Origin of the sequence: Cyanobium sp. WKJ7-Wakatipu, from assembly GCF_024345355.1 — a bacterium.
In the GTDB taxonomy this organism is placed as follows: domain Bacteria; phylum Cyanobacteriota; class Cyanobacteriia; order PCC-6307; family Cyanobiaceae; genus Cyanobium_A; species Cyanobium_A usitatum.
This window is the reverse complement of the sequence record NZ_JAGQAY010000023.1, coordinates 15,405-36,819: the sequence shown is the minus strand read 5'-3', so window position 1 is coordinate 36,819 and position 21,415 is coordinate 15,405. Positions and strand designations below refer to the sequence as shown.

The 21,415-nt window shown below is 63.6% G+C and carries 8 protein-coding genes; 6 read left to right on the top strand and 2 right to left on the bottom strand.

What is annotated here, in order from left to right:
• Nucleotides 1–331 precede the first annotated feature (331 nt).
• On the top strand, nucleotides 332–679 hold the full coding sequence (locus KBY83_RS11820; protein WP_255019688.1) for a hypothetical protein: 348 nt from the start codon (nucleotides 332–334) through the stop codon (nucleotides 677–679).
• A gap of 84 nt (nucleotides 680–763) precedes the next feature.
• Here the strand turns inward: KBY83_RS11820 and KBY83_RS11815 are convergent, their stop codons facing one another.
• Nucleotides 764–13,165, bottom strand: coding sequence for an S-layer family protein (locus KBY83_RS11815; RefSeq protein ID WP_255019687.1), 12,402 nt, complete (start codon nucleotides 13,163–13,165; stop codon nucleotides 764–766).
• Between the two features lie 290 nt (nucleotides 13,166–13,455).
• Between KBY83_RS11815 and KBY83_RS11810 the strand changes: the two genes are divergently transcribed.
• The 5 genes from KBY83_RS11810 to KBY83_RS11790 all read left to right on the top strand — a co-directional run bounded on the left by KBY83_RS11810 (nucleotide 13,456) and on the right by KBY83_RS11790 (nucleotide 18,859).
• Complete coding sequence (locus KBY83_RS11810; RefSeq protein WP_255019686.1) at nucleotides 13,456–14,808, top strand: autotransporter outer membrane beta-barrel domain-containing protein; 1,353 nt, start codon at nucleotides 13,456–13,458, stop codon at nucleotides 14,806–14,808.
• A 732-nt stretch (nucleotides 14,809–15,540) separates the two neighbouring features.
• Nucleotides 15,541–17,076, top strand: a complete 1,536-nt coding sequence (locus KBY83_RS11805) for an NAD(P)/FAD-dependent oxidoreductase (protein WP_255019685.1) — start codon at nucleotides 15,541–15,543, stop codon at nucleotides 17,074–17,076.
• Between the two features lie 281 nt (nucleotides 17,077–17,357).
• Complete coding sequence (locus KBY83_RS11800) at nucleotides 17,358–17,762, top strand: PPC domain-containing DNA-binding protein (protein WP_255019684.1); 405 nt, start codon at nucleotides 17,358–17,360, stop codon at nucleotides 17,760–17,762.
• A gap of 189 nt (nucleotides 17,763–17,951) precedes the next feature.
• Nucleotides 17,952–18,479: an NADPH-dependent FMN reductase gene (locus tag KBY83_RS11795; RefSeq protein WP_255019683.1), complete on the top strand. Its 528-nt coding sequence runs from the start codon at nucleotides 17,952–17,954 to the stop codon at nucleotides 18,477–18,479.
• Nucleotides 18,476–18,859 carry a carbohydrate porin gene (locus tag KBY83_RS11790; RefSeq protein ID WP_255019682.1) on the top strand — a complete coding sequence of 128 codons (384 nt, stop codon included), beginning with the start codon at nucleotides 18,476–18,478 and terminating at the stop codon, nucleotides 18,857–18,859. The genes KBY83_RS11795 and KBY83_RS11790 overlap by 4 nt, the downstream gene beginning before the upstream one ends.
• A 130-nt stretch (nucleotides 18,860–18,989) precedes the next feature.
• On the opposite strand, the gene KBY83_RS11785 is transcribed toward KBY83_RS11790, so the two are convergent.
• Nucleotides 18,990–20,933 carry an amidohydrolase gene (locus KBY83_RS11785; protein ID WP_255019681.1) on the bottom strand — a complete coding sequence of 648 codons (1,944 nt, stop codon included), beginning with the start codon at nucleotides 20,931–20,933 and terminating at the stop codon, nucleotides 18,990–18,992.
• Nucleotides 20,934–21,415: the final 482 nt, after the last annotated feature.

The window sequence follows — 21,415 nt, the reverse complement described above, 5'->3', positions numbered from 1 at the left end:
CGGAAGGACTTGGGCTTGACCATGACCCATTCTCTCGTCCTGATTCATTGCTGACACTGGGATCTGGGCAGATTTCAGGGCGTCTGTGGAGAGGCCTTGCCCTGATCTATGTGCAACACGCTCCTAGGGGCACCCGGCAACTCCACCGCTAGCGCCCCTCACGCCACAATCCGCATCCGTTCAAGTGCTCGCTTGGCGATGTCCTTCACTCGCCCCAATGGTGAAGCCATTCGGCAACCGCCTCGAGTGTCAAGTGCCGAGTTCACCTTCCTTGAGCACGACAGTGACCCGATGGCCATGAATGAACCAACCCCCCACCTGAGCAGCCTTCATGAAAAACACTTTCCTGGCCGCCGTCTTTGGAGGTGCCCTCACCCTTGCGGCGGTGCCCTCCTCCGCCAGTGAGTTGTGTGGGATCGGCTTCATCAGGGGCCCCTTGGGGAACTGTGTCGCACGGGGTATGGTTGCAGCCCCGGTTGTTGCACCCGTTGTTGTTGCCCCAGTTGTCGTTGCCCCCGTCGTCGCCCCTCGTGCAGTAGTGGCCCCTGGCGCCGCTGCCGTGCGCGGCCCTAATGGTGGCGCTGCCGTCCGTGGCCCTGAGGGTGCGGCTGCGGTGCGTGGCCCTAACGGCGGGGCAGTTGTTCGCGGACCCGAAGGCCGCACCTACGTTCGCCGCTGAACGAGTTGGCTACAGACCCACTGCGGCCCGGTGAACCTGGTGATCCAGCCGGGCTATCGCTTCGCGGTGGTGCAGGGGTTGGGTTCAGCTCTGCAGCTGGATGTTCGGAGTGACTACCTGATAACTCCAGCCCCCGACCTTGTTGGTGAAGGTCTGGTTGTTGAACAGGTCGGAGTAAATCGCACTCCAATCGGAGATACCGCCATCCCCCAGGCCCACGCTGATCACCTTGACACTGTCCGGACTGCCGCTTGCCGCTGCTGTGCGATCGAGTGCTGCATTGAGCTCCCGTTGGTTCTGGCCCCAGATGTCCACACCATTGGCCGTGGGCACTTTGATCGGCGTGCCGTTGCTCAAATAGCGCAGGCCTGAAGAGGTGATCGGATCCCCGCCCATATCTGCATCGGTTGGCAGGGCCACATTGACGCCACTCCAGCCTTGGCCGAATTCGGGCCGGTTGTCCCACCAGGGACGCCGCTCCGGACGACCATCGGTGAGCAGCCCCACGTAGGTGCGAGTGTCGGTGGTCACCGAGGTGATTTCGTCATTCAGTAAGTCCTTGAGCGCCGTGAGCGCCCCCAGCATTTCAGTGCCGCTATAGCGGTTGCCGGGAGTGCCCGGGGCTGTATATGCATCAAGGTTGCCGGGTGCAGGTAGGCCTCGCGCGATCCAATCGCCGCTGGTGCTGTTGCCGTATTGCTGGTCGGGTGTGGTCGTCGCCAGTACATCGCTGGCCAGAGTGACACCATCGGCTGTGGTGCTGCTGTTGATCACCGTTTTGGTGTGGGTGACCAGGTAGCTGAAGTCGATCGTGTGAATGGTGACCGTCTGGGCTGTCTTGTTGTCGAATGGATTGTCAATCAGCTCCCAGCTGAGGATTTCGGTGGCCAGGCTCTGGCTGTTGGTGAGTTGGACATCGCCATTGAAGCCGAATTGATCACCCTTCTTGAAGATGTAGCCAGCGTTGTTGAAGACAGGCTTGAGGCCGTAATAGAAGGCCAGCCGGTTCTGCGCCTCCAGACGGGTAACGCCTGTGGGGTCGAGCCCCTGCATGGAAGTGGAGTTGTCGAGAAGCAAAAACAGGTTGACGGGACTCGCTTCGGTGACGGAAATGGGCGGTTCGGGCCCCACCGATGGGCTGTCGTAGTTGACATACACCGTGGCTGGGTTGCTGGTGGCGCCCTGTTCGTCCTGGACGGTGTATTTGATCGGGGTTGGGGTTGTGGTGACATCTTTCAGGGGTGTGAAGGTGATGTCGCCATTGTCAGGGTCCACACTCCAGGTGCCCTGGCCAGGAACAACAAGCGGTTCGCCTGGATTCGCCGTTCCCTCGATCTTGATCGTGCTCGGCACCAGCCTGGAATCGATGTCGGTGTCGTTGGCGATCACGCGAATGGTGCCGCTCTGGCCGGAGCTCAACCGGCCGATGTAGTCATCACTGGCATTGGGGTTGTCGTTGGTTCCCTCAACCGTGATGCTCAGAACAGCGATGTCCGTGAGTCCACCACTGTGGTCCACAAAGGTGTAGTTGAAGAATTCGGTGAGACTGTCGCCTTGGTTCAGTCGTTCCACCGTCGGGTCGCTGTTGTTCACCACGTAGGTGAAGCTGCCATTGGCATTGATCAGCAAGCTGCCGTACTGCCCCTGAAGAGCGGTACCAACGCTGCCGGCCGTGCCCGACCCTTCCACCGCGCCGGCGCTGATGGCGGTGACCTTGCCGTTGATGGGCGGGGTGTCCTTGCTGTCAACATCGGTGTCGTTGGCCAGCACGTTGCCGCTGGCGACGGCTCCGCCACTGCTGTTGTTGATCCCCCCGGCCTCCTTGGCGATGCCGCTGTCGTCGCTGGCCACGGGGGCGTCGTTGCTGCCCCGGATCGTGATCGTCAGCACGGCGGTGTCGATGAGGCCGCCAAGATCGCTCACGGTGTAATTGAACGACTCGCTGAGCAGGTCGCCCGCATTTAGGGCCTCCACCGTGGGATTGGCGTTGTCGATCACGTAGCGGTAATTGCCGTTGCTGTCGATCGTGAGGGAGCCGTAAAGCCCTTGAAGGGGGCTGCTGCCAACTACACCGGCGTTGCCAAGGCCTTCCGTGGCGCCCAGCCGGATGGCCGTGATCGTTCCGTTCAGAGAAGGGGTGTCGGAGCGATCCACATCGGTGTCGTTCGTCAGCACATTGCCGCTGGCGTCGGCGCCGGGTGTGCCGTTGAGAGTGCCCCCAGCCTCGATGGCGGTGCCGGTGTCGTTGGCGCTGACCGGAGCATCATTGGCCCCCTTGATGGTAATCGTGAGCAGAGCGACATCCGTGAACCCACCGGTGTCGCGCACGCTGTAGTTGAACGTTTCAGTGAGTTGGTCCCCTGCGTCCATCCCGTCCACCGCCGGGTTGCTGTTGTCGACGGTGTAGGTGTAGCTGCCGTTGGCGGTGATCCGTAGGGTGCCGTAGGTGCCAACCAGCACAAAGCCTGCACTGCCATCGGGCGCGCCAGCGACACCGGAGCCCTCCTTGGAACCAGTGCGAACGCTGGTGACGGTGCCCTTGCTGGGCAAGGGTGTGTCGTTGCGATCGACGTCACTGTCGTTGGTGAGCACATTGCCGCTGGGGTTGATGCCCGGCGTGCCGTTGTTGGTACCACCCGCCTCGATGGCGGCGCCCGTGTCGTTGCGTGCGATCGGGGCATCATTTGCCCCATCGATGGTGATGCGCAGCACGCCGATGTCGGTGAGGCCGCCGAGGTCTACGACTGTGTAGTTAAACGCTTCCTGCAGGCTGTCGCCGGGGCTGAGCGCATCCACCAGTGGGTTGGAATTGTCGACGACGTAGGTGTAAGTGCCATTGGTATTGATGGTGAGCGTGCCGTAGGCCCCACGAACCACAAAAGCTCCAGCGCCATCGGGAGTTCCCTCCGTACCGGCTCCTTCGCTGGCACCGGTTCGGATAGCTGTGACGACTCCATTTAGGGCAGGGGTGTCGTCGCGATCCACATCGGTGTCATTGCTTAGTACGTTGCCGGTAGCAATGCTGCTGGCCGTGCCGTTGGCCACACCGCCCGCTTCCAGGGCGCTGCCGCTGTCGTCGCTGGAGACGGGTGCATCATTGACACCGTTGATGCGGATGTTGAGAACCGCGGTGTCAGTCAGGCCGCTGGGGTGATCGAGAACGGTGTAGTTGAACGATTCGATGATGAAGTCGCCGGCATCCAGTGCTTCGACGAAGCGGTTGCTGTTGTTCACCACATAGGTGTAGGTGCCACCGGCCGCGATGGTGAGGGTTCCGTAGAAGCCAACAAGCTCAAAGCCACCTCCGGCGATGGCCGTACCGGCGAGACCCACACCTTCCTTTGCACCCCGGCGGATGGCTGTGATCGCGGCCAGGGGAGGGGCACTCAGATTGCCACCATCGTTGTTGTCGACATCACGATCGTTGCTGATCACATTGCCGCTGGCATCGCTGCCGGCCGTGCCATTCAATGTGCCACCTGCCTCCACGGCCGTGCCGGTGTCGTTGGCGGCGATCGGGGCATCATTGGCCCCGTCGATCCTTATCGTCAGCCGTGCGATGTCGGTGAGGCCACCGCGGTCACTCACCGTGTAGTTGAACTCGTCGCTGAGGCTCTGGCCCGGGCTGAGAGCATCAACAGTTGGATTGCTGTTGTTGACCACATACATGTAGCTGCCGTTGGCAGCGATGGTGAGGATTCCATAGCTGCCGGTCAGCACGAATCCACCGCTTCCATCCGCAGTCCCGGCCGTGCCGGAACCCTCCGTCGCACCGATGCGGATCGCCGAAACCGCTCCGTTGAGCGCAGGAGTGTCGTCGCGATCAACATCGGTGTCGTTGCTGAGCACGTTGCCGGTGGCATTGCTGCCGGCGATGCCATTGGCCACGCCGCCCGCTTCCAAGGCAGCACCGCTGTCGTCGCTGGCGAGAGGGGCATCGTTGACACCGTTGATGCGGATGTTGAGGACAGCGGTGTCAGTCAAGCCGCTGGGGTGATCGAGAACGGTGTAGTTGAACGATTCGATGATGAAGTCGCCGGCATCCAGTTCATCGACGATGCGGTTGCTGTTATTCACCACATAGATGTAGCCGCCATTGGCCGCGATGGTGAGGGTTCCGTAGAAGCCGACAAGCTGGAAGCCGCCACCGGCGATTGCCGTACCCGCTAGACCCACACCCTCCTTGGCACCCCGGCGGATGGCCGTGATCGTGGCCAACGGTGGTGCCACGCTGTTGGCACCGTCGTTTCCGTCAACATCGCGATCGTTGCTGATCACATCGCCGCTGGCATCGTTGCCGGCCGTACCGTTCAGCGTGCCCCCTGCCTCAACGGCTGTACCGCTGTCGTCTGCGGTAACAGGAGTGTCGTTCTTGCCCCTGATGTTCACCGTAAGCACGGCTGTGGTCGTGCCATTGCCGTCGCTGACGTCGTAATTGAAGAACTCGCTCAGCGTGTCGCCCGGATCGAGCGCATCAACCACAGGATTGCTGTTGTTGATCCTGTAGGTGGAGTCGCCATTGGGCTTGACGGTCAGCGTGCCGTAGAGGCCCGTGAGCACCAAGTTTCCGGCTGTATCGACACTCCCTGCGTCGCCTAATCCAGGGGTGTCGCCCGTACGGATGGCGATCACGCTGGTCCCAGGTGGGAGCGTTGTGTTGTCGAGCAGATCACCGCGGCCGGCGAAGCCGCCGGAGCTGTTGTTCACGCCGCCGGCTTCGCCGGCGATGAGGGTGTTGGCGGTGGCATTGCCATCCTGAGCGCCTTCAATCGTGATCGTCAGGATGGCGATGTCCGTGAGGCCGCCTGGATGATCGAGAACCGAGTAGTTGAATGACTCCGTTAGTACATCGCCGGGGTTGAGCGCGTTGACCGAGGAGTTGGCGTTGTCTACCACATAGCTGTAGGTGCCGTTGGCGGCTATCGTGAGGGTGCCGAAGCTACCCACCAGCACGAAACCGCCACTGCCATCCGAGGTTCCGGCTGTGCCTGCACCCTCTGTTGCACCACGGCGGATGCCGACGATCGTGCCATTGATAGCAGGAGTGTCGTTCGAGTCGACGTCGGTGTCGTTGAACAACACATTGCCGGTGGCATCGGCTCCGCCCAAACTGTTGCTGATGCCGCCAGCCTCGATGGCGGTGCCGGCATCATCACTGGCCACCGGGTCATCATTGACCCCGTTGATGTTGATGGTCAGAACGGCGATGTCGGTGAGGCCGCCGGGATGGTCCTCAAGCGTGTAATTGAACGTTTGCGTCAGAACATCGCCGGGGTTGAGCGCGTCGACCGTGGAGTTGGCATCGTCCACCTCATAAATGTAGGTGCCGTTGGCGTTGAGGGTCAGGCTTCCGTAGGCACCGGCCAACGCTGCTCCCAGGCTGCCGGCGTTGCCAAGACCTTCCTTGTCGCCGCTGCGGATCGACAGCACCGATGCCAGCGGCGGGGCAACGAGATTTGCCCCATCCGCCGCATCCACATCAAGATCGTTGCTGATCACGTTGCCACTGGCATTGCGGCCGGCCGTGCCGTTCAACGTGCCGCCTGCTTCGACGGCTATGCCGGTGTCGTTGTTTGCGATCGGGGCGTCGTTAACCCCAGTGATGGTGATGGTGAGCACCCCGATGTCGCTGAGGCCGCCGGGACGATCACGCACGGTGTAGTTGAAGCTCTCGATCAGAGTGGCGCCGGGATCGAGTGCATCAACAGCCCGATTGTTGTTGTCAACAACGTAGGTGTAGCTGCCGTTGGCATTAATCGTGAGCGTGCCATACAGGCCTGCCAGGCCCGTTCCCACCGACCCGGCCGTGCCGGAGCCCTCGCCGGCGCCGGTGCGGATGGCGCTCACGGATCCATTCAGGGCCGGCGTGTCACCGGCGTCGACGTCCGTGTCGTTCAGGAGCACGTTGCCGGTGGCGTTGAAGCCGGCCGTGCCATTAAAGGTGCCGCCGGCCTCCAGGGCCGTGCCGGTGTCATTGATCGCCACGGGGGCATCATTGGCGCCGGTAATGATGATCGTCAGCACCGCTGTATCGATCAGGCCACCGGGATGGTCGAGCAGGCTGTAGTTGAACAAGTCGCGCAGTGTGGAACCGGCGTCGAGCGAATCCACATCGAGGAGACTGTTATCAACCGCATACACATAGGAACCGTCGGCCTTGAGCGTCAGCGCGCCATAGAGACCCTGCAGTGCTGTCCCCACCACACCGCTGGTGCCGCTTTCTTCCTTGTCGCCCGTGCGCACGGCCGTGATCGTGCCCTGCGGCGGCCCTATGAGACTGTTGCCATCCGCCGCGTCCACATCGAGGTCGTTGCTGATCACGTTGCCCACAGCATTGCTGCCTGGGGTGCCATTGCGGATACCCCCGGCCTCGATGGCATTGCCGATGTCATCAGCGGCCTCAGGCCCATCGTTGGCTCCGGTGATTGTGATCGTCAGAACACCGATATCCGTGAGCGCACCATCGGAGACGGTGTAGTTGAAGGACTCACTCAGGAAGGCACCCGGATCGAGGGAGTCGACCGCTGGATTGGCGTTGTTGAGCACATAGGTGTAGGTGCCGTTGGCCTGGAACGTGATCGATCCATACAGGCCCTGCAAGGGCGGCGCACCGATGGTGCCGGCTGTGCCTGATCCCTCGGTCGCCCCGGTGCGGAAGGATTCGACAAAGCCGTTGAGCGCGGGCGTGTCGCTGGAGTCGACGTCGGTGTCGTTGGTAAGAACGTTGCCGATGGCATTGGACCCAGGCGTGCCGTTGGAGATGCCGCCGGCTTCCAGGGCGGAATCTGCGTCGTTAACGGCTACCGGAGCGTCGTTCCTTCCCAGAATCGTGATCGTCAGGACGGCGATGTCGTTGAGTCCGTCCCGATGGTCGAGCAGGGTGTAATTGAACGACTCGCTAATGGTGTCGCCTGGGTTCAGGGCATCCACCGTGGAGTTGGTGTTGTCGAGGACGTAGGTGTAAGCGCCGTTGGCACTAAGGGTGAGCGAGCCGTAGAGCCCCTTCAAGGCCGGTCCCACGGTGCCGGCTGAGCCTGCTCCCTCCTTGGCACCGGTGCGCACGGCCACCACCGTGCCCTCGGGCGGTGCCACCAGGTTGTTGCCGTCCCGGTTGTCGATGTCGCGATCGTTGCTGATCACGTTGCCGGTGGCGGTGGCTGTGGCGCCAGGGGTGCCACCGGCCTCCACAACCGTGCCCGTGTCGTTGGCAGCAACGGGAGCATCGTTGGCGCCCTGGATCGTGATCAAGATCACCCCGATATCGCTCAGGGCCCCATCGGAAACGGTGTAGTTGAAGGATTCACTAAGGCGGGCGCCTGGATCCAGGGCATCCACAAGCGCGTTGCGGTTGTCCACCACATAGGTGTAGGTGCCGTCGGCGTTGACGGTCAGCTGGCCATAGGTGCCCAGGAGTGGAGAACCGAGGCTGCCGGCCGTGCCGGAGCCCTCGGTGCTTCCGGTGCGGAAGGAGGTCACCTTCCCCTTGGAGGTGAGGGGGTTGTCGGCGGGGTCTGGATCCGTGTCGTTGGCGAGCACATTGCCGCTGGCGTTGCTGCCGGCGGTGGTGTTGAAGGTACCGCCTGCTTCGACGGCGTTGCCCGTGTCATTCACCGCCACGGGAGGGCGGTTGGCGACCAGGATCAGGGTTTTGCTGCTGAGGTAGTCGTTGACGCCGCCATCACCATTCCTTTCGCCGAGGGTGGCGCCGGAGCCGCCGGGGGTGGTGCTGCCGGTGCTGTTGCCGCCACTGCCAGTGGGCGTGCCAGTGCCCGGCAGGCTGGTGTAGGTGACCTGGGCGGTGTTGGTGAGGGCCGTGCCCGGCAACAAGGCTGCAGTCAGTACGCCTGCATAAGTGATGGTGACGCTCTGGTTGATCTCCAGCTCGGGAACCAGCACCGAGATCCGATCAACCAGGCCGTCGCTGCCGCTGACGATCGAGTTGTCGGTGGCCGCCGGAGCACCCGGTTGGCTCAAGACGATGGTGGGCGGACCGGTGAGGTCGAAGTTGATGCCCAGGGCATCGAGGTTGTCGTCGATGACGAGGTTGAAGGCCTTCGCCGTGCCCGTGTTGCGGATGGTGACCGTGTAATTGAGCGTGTCGCCTGGGGTGGCATTGGCGTTGGCAGCAACACCTGTCTTCTGAATGGCGACGGTTTTGTCGGTCTGCAGGCTGGGCTCCAGCACCGAAAGGGGTGTGGCCGTAGCGGTGCTCTGGATCGCACTGCCGGAGATGCCCGCGCTGGCGATGAAGCTATTGGTGAGGGTGACGCCTGCCTGGTTGCCCGCCACGTTGGCCACGATGGCGTTGAACTCGACGATCACCGACTCGATCTGTGCATCGACGGCGTTGAGGTTGACTATTTGCCCCAGGGACCAGGTGAGTGCCTGTCCTGTCACCGTCGGTGCAAAGCGAGCAGTGGGAATCACCGTGTTGTTGTTGCCGGTGCTGGGGAGGTAGTAGGGGGTGATCGGCCCCAGGCTCCAGGTCAGGTCTGCTGGATTGGTACTGACGAAGGCCAGGCTGGCGGTGTTGTCGTTGAGAAAGGTGAGACCCGTGGGCAGGTTGTCGACAAAGGACGTGTTGCCGATCGTGCCCTGGGGAATGCTTGTCTGCAGCCGGAACCGCACGATTTCACCGATCGCTACCCCGTTGCCACTGGTGTGGGCCTCGGAGGTGAGCCGGGTGCTCTTAATGGGACCCAGGGCCTGGCTCACCACCGACTCGCTGGCGTTCTTGCTGTAGTTATTGACGCCGCCGCTGCCGTTCCGCTCACCGTTCTCAGCACCGGAGCCCCCAGGGGTGCTGCTGCCGGTGGTGTTCCCGCCTGTCCCATTGGGAGTGCCGGTGCCCGGCAAACCGGTGTAGGTGACGTTGGCGGTGTTGGTGAGGGTGGTGCCGGGTTGAACGGCGGTCAGCACCACGCCCGTGTAGGTGAAACTGAAGCTCTGGCCGGCATTGAGCCGGTCGATCTTGAGCTGGATCCGATCACCCGCCGCTGCACTGGAGCCACTGGTGACGGAGTTGTTGATCACTGAAACGGTGCCCGGCGGCAAGGTGCCTGGCAGGGTGACGCTCTGCAGATCAAAGTTGCTGCCCAGGTTGCCGAGGGCATCGTTGAGCACCAGATCGAAGGCATCGGCGCGACCCGCCGCATTGCTCACCGTCACCGTGTAGATGAGCGTGTCGCCGGCCTGCACGTTGCTGGTGGGGCTCACCACCTTGGTGATGGTGATATTGGGTTCGGCGACCTTCACCGCCACGGAGCCGCTGCCGGAGCCGCCCGTGTAGTCCGCCTTGGCGGTGTTCTTGAGGCTTTTCCCGTCGGTGTTACCACTGGTGTTGGTAACCAGGGCGTTGAACTCAACGGCGACCGTGTCGTCGACACTGTTATTGCGGTCGCTGTTGACAAGGGTGCCGAAATCCCAGGTGAGCTTTGAGCCACTGATGACTGGCGTGCTGGGGGTCAGCGATGGGGAGACACCGCTGGAGAAGACCGGCCTGGAGGCGGTGCCGTCATTCAGGAACGAGATTCCTGCCGGCAGGGTGTCCTCCAGCTTGAAGTTGGTCAGGTTCCCCTCGGGAACCGTGACCTGCAGCCGGTAACGAACGATCTCACCGATGGCGACGTTGCTGCCGCTGGTGGATGCCTCCGAGGTGGAGACGATCGTTTTGCTTACCGTGGCATCCCGCAGCGCGACCGAGGCGTTGTCGATCAGCTTTGTGGAGCCGGGTAGATAGCCCGTGCCTCCCGCGGGCACGTTGGTGTAGTCCTCGAGCACGCTCACGTTCGTGAGTTTGCCGCCCACCAGCTGGCCGTAGGCGCCCGGATCGACGGTGGTGTCGAAGGTCACCACGGCGATATTGCGGCCACTACTGGCGTTGTAACCGTCGATGGCACCGCCGCCGGCGCCGGTGAGCGGGTCGGCGGCGGTTGGGCCGGGGTCGCTCAGCCGGACGCCGGTGGAGGAGAAGATGTCCGCCTGGCTGGCGGCCGTGCCGTCGGCCCGGGTGTAGCCAATCAGGGCACCGCTGCCGTCGACGATGCGCAGACTGCCGGGGGTGAAGGTGAGGCCAGCGGGTAGTTCATCGCGCAGCTGCACGTTGAAGGCGCCGCGGTAGCTGGTGCCGATGTTCTCGATCACCATCACGAAGCGGACGGTGTCGCCCGCATCCAGCCCCGTGACGTTGGAATCAAGGGCATTGCTCTTAACGGCACCGGTGGAGCCGTTGCCGCCCGCCACGCTGATGCCGCTGCTGCTCACCGTGTCGCTGAAGGGCACGCTGCCGATCGGGGCAGGGAAGGTGGCGCCACCCGTATTGAGGGTGGGGCTGTAGGTGACCCCTTGGGCTCCGCTGAGGCTGTCGCGGCTGGTGACGACGATGCCTTTGCGGATCTTGAGATTAGGGGCCAGCACCTCACCGGTGACCGCCGCGATCTGGGGCGGACGGGAGGTGCCGTTGGAGTCGACCGTGTTGGCGGTGGCGATGTTGGTGATCGGCAGCCGGTCGTCGATCGCCGCACCGGTCACGGTGACGGTGTAATAGAGGTCGACGGTGACGGGAGTGTGGGTGGGGTCGCTGGTGTTGGCGATCGTCGCCACCAGATCATTGACCGCCGGCCCGGATTTGAGCAGGTTGTCCACCAATGGCGGAGCGGTGTGGAGGCTGCCGTAGCTGAACCGTCCCGTCGGGGGCAGGCTGCCAGGGCTGCTGGCGGTGGCGCCTGAACCGAACAATTCGAAGCCGGTGGGACTGGCACCCCCACTCGCTTCGCCATCCACGTTGTAAACCGGCGTGGGCAGGAAATCGCTGATGTTGAACCCGTGGATGTCGCCGATGGGGAAGGTCACCTTGAGGCGATAGGTGACCGTGTCGCCAGGGGTGAGCACCAGGGGACCGGAGCCCCGGGCCTGGCCATTGCGCGCCACCACCGTCTTGGCATTGCCGATGTCGGCCACGCTCATGGCTACACCGCTGGTGTCGCTGACCTGGCGGTTGGTGTCCAGGAATAGGCCTAATGGCAGCTGTTTCTGGATGTCACCCTGCAGGGTGACATTGTTGGCAAGCTGGTCGCCCGGCTTGATGTTCTGGCCGGCGGCTTTGGGGGCGACGTAGAGGTCGTCGACGCTGGCTGTGAAGGTGATCGAGCCCCTCGTGGCTCCTGCGGTGCTGCTGAACACCCGCCCACCCTGGAGGATGCCATCGTTGCCGATCGACTTCAGCCAGCCGCTGAGGTTGAAGCTGAGGCTGTCCTTGCCATCAACCCCAGGTCCTGCGACATCCGGTAGGTATTTGATGTAGGCAGGATCGAAGGCCGCCGACCCATTGCCGGTGAGGGAGACGCCCTGTTCCTGGAGGTTGATCCTGGCGCTGCCGGGGGTGTAGGTGAGTCCGTCGCCAAGCAGATCCTTGACGATCAGATCGCCGAAGGCGAAGTAATCGGAGATCTGGAAATTGAGGGTGAACGTGACGTCGCCACCCGGGAGCACCGAGCCGGAGCTGGCGGATTTCTGAATCGCCAAGGCCTTGGCGGTGATCTCATTGCTGGCGGGCGTGTTGAGGTTGACGCTGCCGTCGGGAGAGTTGCCCCAGGTGGCGGATACGGAGGCGTTGTTGGCGTAGGTGATCGCCCCCCCCGTGGTGGGGTCGAGGGTGTCGGGAACGAAGAACCTGATCTGGGCGGCCGCCTCCTCCGTGCTCGTGGTGCCCGTGGTGGGGCCTCCGTAATCGATGACGACCTGGTTGTTGCTCGGTGCCGTGGGGTTGCCCACCGGCTGCTGGGTGAGCTTGCCGGTCAGCTTCAAGCTGGGGTTTATCTCCAGCAGGTTGAGATCGTTGGGAAGGGTGTCGCTGACCACCAGCTTGTTGAGCTGGGCCCCATCGGCAATGTCGGCTGACAGCCGCCAGGCGCCAATGAAGTTGGGGCCGGTGGCCGTTTCCGACTCCGCAAGGTTGTTGCTCTTGCTGAAGGTGAGGGGTGAAGGCACCACCTGCCCCGTCACGTTCGGGGCGCTGATCGGTGGATCGGTGCTCGGGTTGTTGAGTGGATCGGCCCCGAGGGCGTAGCCGCCGCCGGCCCGCAGCGGCACGGGCCCCAGCGTGGGGCTGGTGGGCTTCACCGACACCGGCACGCTCACCACCAGTGGGGGAGCGGAGTTCACATAGCTGCCCACGGGCAGCTGCCAAATCAGCAGCGTGTCGGCGGTGGCACTGGTGAGGGCGGCCCCGGTGATGGGGTGGGTGAGGGTGTACGGACCGCTGGTCCCGCTGCGGGTGAAGGTATAGCTTTTGGTGGCGATTGGGATAGATGCCCAGCTGGCGGCACCGAAGCTGAGGTGGCTGCTGGGAGCGGCGACCTGGAGTTCCAGCCAGGGTTGGAAGCCGGTGCCGCTGGACTCATCAAAGGTGAGCTGCAGGTTGCCGCTGGTCCCATAGAGCAGGTCCAGCGATGAGGGACCTAGAGCTACAGTGGGGGTAGGGGCCACGAGAGATTGCGCTACGCCAGAGAGGCATCAACTTACCAAGTGTTGCCCACCCCGCGGCACTATTTGGACAGCGATTCGGTTTGTTGGATCTCTGTATTTATCTTTTCCTAGTCATAGTTCGCCTTTGGTGTTGAGCCGGCTGGCCTGCTCCTCATGGAGCTGGTGACGATCCGTCCTGGTCTATTTTGCCCTTGCAATTGCGCCATCAGCAGTTGTAGCTGAATGCAACAGGCCGGCTGCGCGAGATCCGGCGGAAGCACTCAACCCAACTCAACCCACCCCGTACAGGCATGGCGACTTCATTCCGTAACACCATCCGGCTGGGGTTCGCCGCCGCTCCGCTGCTGGCCCTCTCCCTGCCGCTTGCACCGGCCAGGGCCGCGATCTGCCCCGATGGGACCGAGGCGGAGTTCTGCTTGCCGTCGCCGGACGTCTATCGCACCGACGCCCGCCTGCAGCCCCTAGGACTCGGCCGCAGCTGGCAGGTGTTTGGTCGGGATCTGCTGGAGATCCTTCCCCAGAAGGTGCCCTTCGATCCGAATGTGGATCATGGGATCGATGTAAACCAATACACGGTGGCGGGCCCGGAAACCACATCCGATCCCGCCTTCCGCTTCAGTACCGAACCAGGTGCTTACTACGCAGAGCGCACCGGCTGGCGGCTGCGGGTGTTCGGGGATGGCTTCGGCGGTCCCGTGGTCAGCTCGGGCGGATCGGTGGGCACCTCCTCCTTCGATGGAGCCCAGCTGGGCCTCCGACTCGATTACGCCTTCAGCCGTGATCTCGTCGCCGGCGTCTTCGGACGCTTTGGTCAGGGCTCTGCTGATGGGGGCTCCCTCTTCAGCAACGGCACCAGCTTCAGCGGCAAATCCTCCGATCTCACCTGGGGTGGCGGCGGTCTGTTCGCCCAGTGGTCGCGTCCGAACTGGTTCATCAGTGGTGCGATCGGTGGCGATGGGTTGAGCAGCCAACAGCCCTTTGCAATCAGCAGCAGTAATGCCGCCGGGGTCCGCACCAGCTCCCCCTCCGTCAGTGGCAGTGCTTTCAACACGGCACTGAATTTTGGTGGACGCATCCGTCTGTCCGACACCCAGTTGCTCGAACCCAGCGCCCTACTCACTACCTCCAGCCTGTCCTTCGGCCAGGTGAGCATTCCCGATGGCACCACCAACCAGACCTGGTTGCTGCCCTCCAGCAGCAGCACCGTGGGCACCGCCGATATCGGTGTCACCTGGCGGGCGCCGATGCAGCAGGGCAAGAACCTGATCACACCCTCCCTGCGGGTGAGCTGGCTGGGCGCCGGCTTCCTGGGCGGAGAGCCCGCCACGGTGGTCAGCAGCTCCAGCGGCAGCCAGGCAACCCTGGCCACCGGCTCTCTGGTGCAGAGCAGCGGCCTTGGCCTGCAGGGGCAACTGGCCTACACCCTCAGCGACAACACCACCTTTTATGTGCGGGGCGGCGCCGGGTTGTATTCCGGTGGCACCGCCTGGGACGTGGGTGGTGGCGTCAAGTTCCGATGGGGTGGCGCCACCCGGGCCGTGGCGGCCGTTCCGGCCCCTGCCCCTCAGCCCGAGCCCGAGCCCGCCCCTGCTCCGGTGGTGGTGCCGGCCCCCGCTCCCCAGCCGATCCGAGGCCTGTGGTGAGGCAATCTCTCACCAGTCCTTCAACTTCACTTGAAGGAAGCCCCTGGGCTGGTAATCAGGCGGCCATCGCTTCAAGAGCCAGTGAAGCTCCTGCCGGCAATTGTATGTTGCAGGTATTGCTGAGCTGCCGTGTCCCAGAGCGAGCTACTGCGGTTTCTGGTCCATGTGGGGACTGATTCAGCCGCTACTACTGAGTGCGCTTTAGCCCGCAATCAGTACTTACAAAACAAAACCCCTGGGGAGGACCTCAGGGGAGCTGGCTCCTGGGTCCATGCATTCCAGATGTGGGGCGAATGGTCCTCCTAGGGGCACCTGTGGCGGTGCGGCTGGAGTGTCGATCAGTCAGGTGCACGAGGTGAGCGGCACTGGGGAATGCGGCTCTCTAGCCCGACTGAACGACCCGTTCCTAGATAGGTAAAGACTGTTGGAGCAGGGGCATGTCGGCCATGCTGGGCGCCTCCTTGGTTGATGAACACAGCATCACCGGCTTTCGAAATCCATAAAGTGAATCTCGCTTTCATCGGGCTAGATCGCTTTGGGCTAAGTGGTCGCTGATCACCTGCCCGCCGCGGATACACACGGTGCGTTGGCCCAGCAGGTTGGCGAGATCTAAAGGCAAGCGACCGGATCGGCAGCGGTGCCCAGGCTGGCCCCTTAGGTGTTGTCGCCAGCCCTAGGGCCTATCTCCCCTTCCTAGGATCAATTGCTTTGCTGCCGCGAGCGAAAGGGGCGATGCCGGATCTAATCGTGATCGGCAGTGGCCTGGGGGGCCTTTGTGCCGCCGCCATCGCCTCGCGCCACGGGCTGGAGGTGCAGGTGCTGGAGGCCCACAGCCAGCCCGGCGGCGCCGCCCATGGTTTTCGACGGGGACCCTTCCACTTCGAGTCTGGTCCCTCGCTTTGGAGCGGGCTGGGCCGCTGGCCTAGTGCCAACCCCCTAGCCCAGGTGCTGCGGGCCGTGGGTGAAAGCGTGCCGGTGGCGCGCTACTCGGAGTGGGGCCTGCTGTTGCCCGAGGGCAATCTTCGGGTTGGCGTGGGTTTGGATCCATTTCTGGAGGTGCTCCGCAGCCTGCGGGGGCCAGCGGTCGCCGCTGAATGGCAGGACTTTCTGGTGGCCATGGCCCCGTTGTGCCGCGCCGCCGGATCGCTGCCGCTGTTGGCCCTACGCCCCGGCGCTGGCCTGCTCACCACTCTGGGCAGCCAGGGGTTGGGGCTGATCGGCCAGGCGGGCCAGCTGGCAGCGCTGGGCGGAGCTTTTGGGCCTATGGCCCGCCGCCATCTGCGCGATCCCTTTCTGCTCCATTGGGTGGAGATGCTGTGTTTTCTGATCTCCGGCCTGGAGCCTGATCAGACCAGTGCAGCCGCCATGGCCACCCTGTTTGGCGAGTGGTTTGAGCCCGATGCGGGGTTGGACTACCCGATAGGTGGCAGCCCCGCCGTGGTGGACGCATTGGTGCGGGGCATCCGCCGCCATGGGGGCGAGCTGCGCACGGGCGCGGCGGTGGCGGAAATCGAACTATCGGGGGGGCGGGCCACGGGCGTGCGCCTGGTCAGCGGCGAACGGCTGAACGCCCGCCACGGAGTTATTAGTAATGCCAGCCCATGGGATACGGCCGCCCTGCTGGGTAAGGGCATTGCGCCAGAGCGCTGGCGCCAGAAGCTTCTGGCTGCGCCGGCTTGTCCCAGTTTTCTGCACTGGCACCTGGCTTTCAAAGATGAAGGCATGGCCGAGCTGCCGATCCACCATGTGTGGGTAGGGGATTGGCAGCGGGGCATCAGGGCTGAGCGCAACATGGTGGTGCTGTCGATGCCGTCGCGGCTGGATCCCTCCCTGGCGCCGCCGGGCCATCAGGTGCTGCACGGCTACACGCCAGCCAACGAACCCTGGGAGCTCTGGAAGGATCTGGAGCGGGGCACCCCCGCCTATGAGGAGCTGCGCCGCGAGCGTTGCGGGGTGTTCCATGGCGTTTTCGATCAACTGGTGCCCGATTGGCGCCAGCGGGTGGTGCTTGAGCTGCAGGGAACCCCCCTCAGCCATCGCGATTTTCTGCGGGTGCACCAGGGCAGCTATGGCCCCGCCTGGCCCGCCAACCGCGGAGCCTTCCCCGGCGGCGGCACCCCGATCAAAGGCTTGGCGCTCTGCGGTGCGGGTGTATTCCCCGGAATTGGCGTACCGCCTGTAGCCGTGAGCGGCGCCATGGCGGCCCACCGCTTTGTGCCCGCTGCGGCCCAACGGCGATTGCTTGAGGAGTTGGAGCTGGTGAGCTGAATATTTACGGCTTACTGCTTAGTTCTGGTCAATTAATTTGTTTTGGTTATGGGGATGGGGCGGGGGCCGTGGTGGGCACTTTTTACCTCAAGCCCGACTCCCTGTGCCTCGGCGCCCATGTGGCCAATGCCGGCTATGTGGTGGCCGTGCAGGCGGCCCGGTGGCTGGCAGCGCAATGGATTTGAGGTCGTTGTCACCCTGCCGGGTGCGTTCAGTCACAAGCAGCTGGGTTACGTCGATCCCTTGGTGATGGTCCAGGGGCTGGTGGAGGGGCCGATCCCATGAAGGTGGTGCCGTTGCGGCTTGCGCCGGGAGACGACCTCCGGCAGACGCTGGAAACCTGGATGGGCGAGCAGCAGGAGCAGGCGGGCTGCGTTATTAGCGCCGTGGGCAGCCTCTCGGTCGCCCAGCTGCGCTTTGCGGGGGCTGCTGAGGCCACGACCATCCACGGTGAGCTGGAGATACTCAGCCTGGCCGGCACCCTTTCGCCCGATGGCGCCCATCTGCACATTGCTGTGGCCGACAGCAGGGGCGCCGTGATCGGCGGCCACCTCTGCACCGGCTCCCTGGTGCGCACCACCGCCGAGTTGGTGGTTGGCCTGCTGCCGGAATGGCATTTCTGGCGGGAACTGGATCCTGCCACCGGCTATCCCGAGCTGCGGATCAGTCCTCTGGCTGCGGGCTAAGGGCAGCCGTAGCTCCATCAGCAGAAACACCAGCCAGGCAACGCCAGAGCTGATACCGCCTGTCCAGTCCTTAAGTAGCAGTTCGACGATCGATACGGTGCTGGCGCCCCTCAATGCCCCGGATTTCGCCAGCTTCTTCAGCACCGGCCACGCTGGGTATACCAATTACTCCACCCTGGAGCTACAGCCATGAGTACCCCAACCTCCACAGATGTGCTGGTGATCGCCGCTAGCAACGGCCATAACCTGCAGCTGGCTGAGCGCTTCGCAGCGGCCGCACGCCAGCAGGGTCAAAGCGCTGCCGTGCTCGATCTCACCACCATCAACCTGCCGCTTTTCACCCCGCGAGCCCAGGTCGCCGGCACACCGCCAGTGTTGGCGGAGTTGGAGGCCCAGCTGGCTGCCGCTCCACGCTGGGTGATCTGCTCGCCGGAATACAACGGCTCGATCCCGCCGGTGCTCACCAGCGCCATCGCCTGGCTGTCGGTGCAGGGCAGCGACTTCCGGGCCCTCTTCAACTGCCGCCCCGTGGTGATCGCCACCCACTCCGGCGGCGGCGGCTATGGCGTGCTCACTGCCATGAGGCTGCAGCTGGCCCATCTCGGTGCCCATGTGGTGGGCCGCCAGCTGTCGAGCAACAGCGACAATCCGGCCAAGGACGACTCCATCGCTGATCTGATCACGCGCCTGCACCAAATCCATATTTCCCAACCATGACCACCTCTTCAGGCCTGGTATTTCGCCCGGCATCCGAGCGCGGCTGGATTCCCTCGAACAGCGCCGGCTACGGCCTCAACCGCAGCGCGGGCAGGGATCTGCGCACCAGCCAGTCGTGGATGGTGGTCCTGCAGAGGAGCAATTTGCTGGCGGATGGCAACAGCTTGGGAATGGGCTTGGGGCAACCGGCCTTCGCCACCGCTACACGCAACGGAGCGACCACCGAATCAGAAGTCTGGGCTTGGGAGTGGTGGTACAGGTGGCAAGTCAGCGATGCCATCTCGGTGACGCCAGTGCTCTTCCACCTCAACAACCCAGGGGGGAGGCAAGGTGGCAATGATCAATTCGGAGCCCTAATCAAAACTAGTTTTCAATTTTGATGAAAAGATCCAGGTCCGCGTGAAGAGGGCCGCGGGGACTCTGACCGGCGTCCTCAATCGCATCGTGCAGAAGGCCGGCAATCGCCTAATCCTCGGAGCCGCCGTAATCCGAGCCGCCGTAAGATGGCTTTCAGCGCAGGCTGGCCTGGGAAGCACGCACCAGACGCCCCATCGTGGCCCGATCACTCGCCGGCATGGGCTTGGGCGGGGCCAGGGCATCTCCATGGTTGTGGGGGGCCTGAGGGCGCATGACCGGCGCGGCAGAGATGCTGACCAGCTCCACGGCGGGCATCCGATAGACCGGCTGGCCCTCCTTGATGGTTTCAACCACCCGGATCGTGCCGATGCTGCCGGGCTCCACCTTGAGTGGATTGCGCTCGATGATCACCAGATCGGCGAGCTTGCCTGGCTCAAGACTGCCCTTGCTCTTCTCCTCCTTGATCTGATAGGCAGCCATCACGGTCACGGCGCGCAAAGCGTCATAGGGGCTGATCCGTTCGGCAGGTCCGATCACCCGACCGCTGGCGGTGCGGCGATTCACGGCAGCATCCACCAGACCCAAGATCGTCGGCGAGGGGGACACCGGAGCGTCGTGGGAGAGGGTGTACGGAAGGCTCGCAGACTGAAAGCTGTGGGCAGCTGCAGCATGGGCGGCCCGATTCGGGCCCCAGAGCCGTTCCACCGCATCACCGGCGGAGGCGATCGAGGCGACCAGGAAGCTCGGCACCGCGCCGATCGCCTTCATACGCTGGATCTGGTCGGGCCGCAAATAGGTGGCATGGATGAAGACCGGACGGTGGTCGCTCCAGCCTTTTTTCTTAATTACCGCTTCGATCACGCGTAGGGCCTGGTCGGCTGCGGCATCGCCATTCATGTGCATGTTGATCTGGATGCCGGTGTTCCAGAAGCGCTCGACGCCGGCCAGCAGCACCGCATCCGGGATCTGCTCATAGCCCCGATATTCCCCGCTCTTGCCAGGAGGATTGGTGGTGTAAGGCTGGGTGAACCAGGCGGTGTCGACGCTGCCATCGAGCCAGTATTTGACGCCGCCCAGCCGCACCCGGTTGATGTAGCGGCGATCGAGATCTGGTCTGGCCGCCAGCAGCTGGGCGGCGGTGCCGGTGAATGAGGGGGTGTAGGACTGGGAAACGCCATAAGCGGCGTCGATCACATCATTGGTAGCCGAATCTTTGGCACAGATGTAGAGATCAATCAGCAGCAGTTTCTTGTCGATCGCGTTGCGCACCACCGCGATGTCGTCGGCGCCCAGTCCGATGCCGCAATCCTGGGCGGTGGTCTGACCAAAGCGTGCCCAGGCAGCAGCACCAGCCAGGATCGCGTCATCGGCCAGCTTGCCGGTGAAGGCAGGCCGTTGACTACGGACGGCGTTGAGAGCAGTTTCCTCCATCGGGCCCAACGGTTCCCTGCTGCCGCTTTGGCGGGCAAACGCGCCACCGGTGGGATCGGCCGTGGATGCGGTGACTCCAGCCCGCTTGAGCAGGGCGTTGTTAGCCGATCCAAGGTGACCAGAGGAATCGACGATCATCACGGGCCGATCCGGCGACACACCATCAAGCTCGAGCGCGGTGGGGGTGCGCCCTTCTCTCATCGCTTTGGCCTGATAGCCAAAGCCCACTATCCAGGCCCCGCTTGGCACGGAAGCGGCGTGGCCCCTAAGGCGAGCCACCAGTTCCGGGATGTCCTTGACGCCGAACAGATCAGCGTCCATTTGGTTTTTGCCGTAATAGACCATGTGTCCGTGGGCATCGATAAACCCCGGCAGCAGGGTGTGGCCGGCCAGATTGATCCGTCTGGTAGCGGGCCCGGCAGCCTTGATCGCGCCGGCCAGGGGACCCACGTAGAGGATCTTGCCGCTCTTCTCCACTAGGGCTTCGGCGTAGACCGGCTTCGGGCCCACCATGGTCAGGATGTCGCCGCCGCTGTAAAGGCTGGCGGGCGCTGAAGGTGGCGGGCCCGCTGCCCAGGCAGAACCTGTGGCGCCGATCAACCCGAAGGCCAGGCCCAGGCCTGTGGCCCGTAGACAAACGGAAACCGGGGAAAGGAAGGTGGCCATCCAGGGAGCAGGCAGGATCCGAAGGAATATTGACTAAAATGTAGGGGGTGACTAGTGGCCGATGCCCACGGGTTGGCGTAATACAACAGGGGCGTGCCATCGAGTGGTGTACGTGTTGTCGCTCGCTCTGGGAATTGCGCTGCATCCTGCCCTGGATGTCTGGTGCTGGCGGTCTCGTCCTCAGCAACCCTTCGGGGGCAAGGGTGGGATAGGGATGTTCGCTGAAGCTGCGCTAGCGCCTGGGACCGTACCTGCGGATCCGGCACCGGCCCGACGGGAGGTGGGCTGATAGCCGGCGCCTGAGGGTTGGTGGACTGAGGCCTGGGTTTGGCGCCACCCCGGGAGAGGACTACAGCCAGCAACAGCAGGGAGCGTCAAGGTCGATCGAGTGGTACAGATCAGCTCGGCAAAGTGCGCATAGCCAATGGTGAAGTGTGAAGGACGACTCCATCGCTGATCTGATCACGCGCCTGCACCAAATC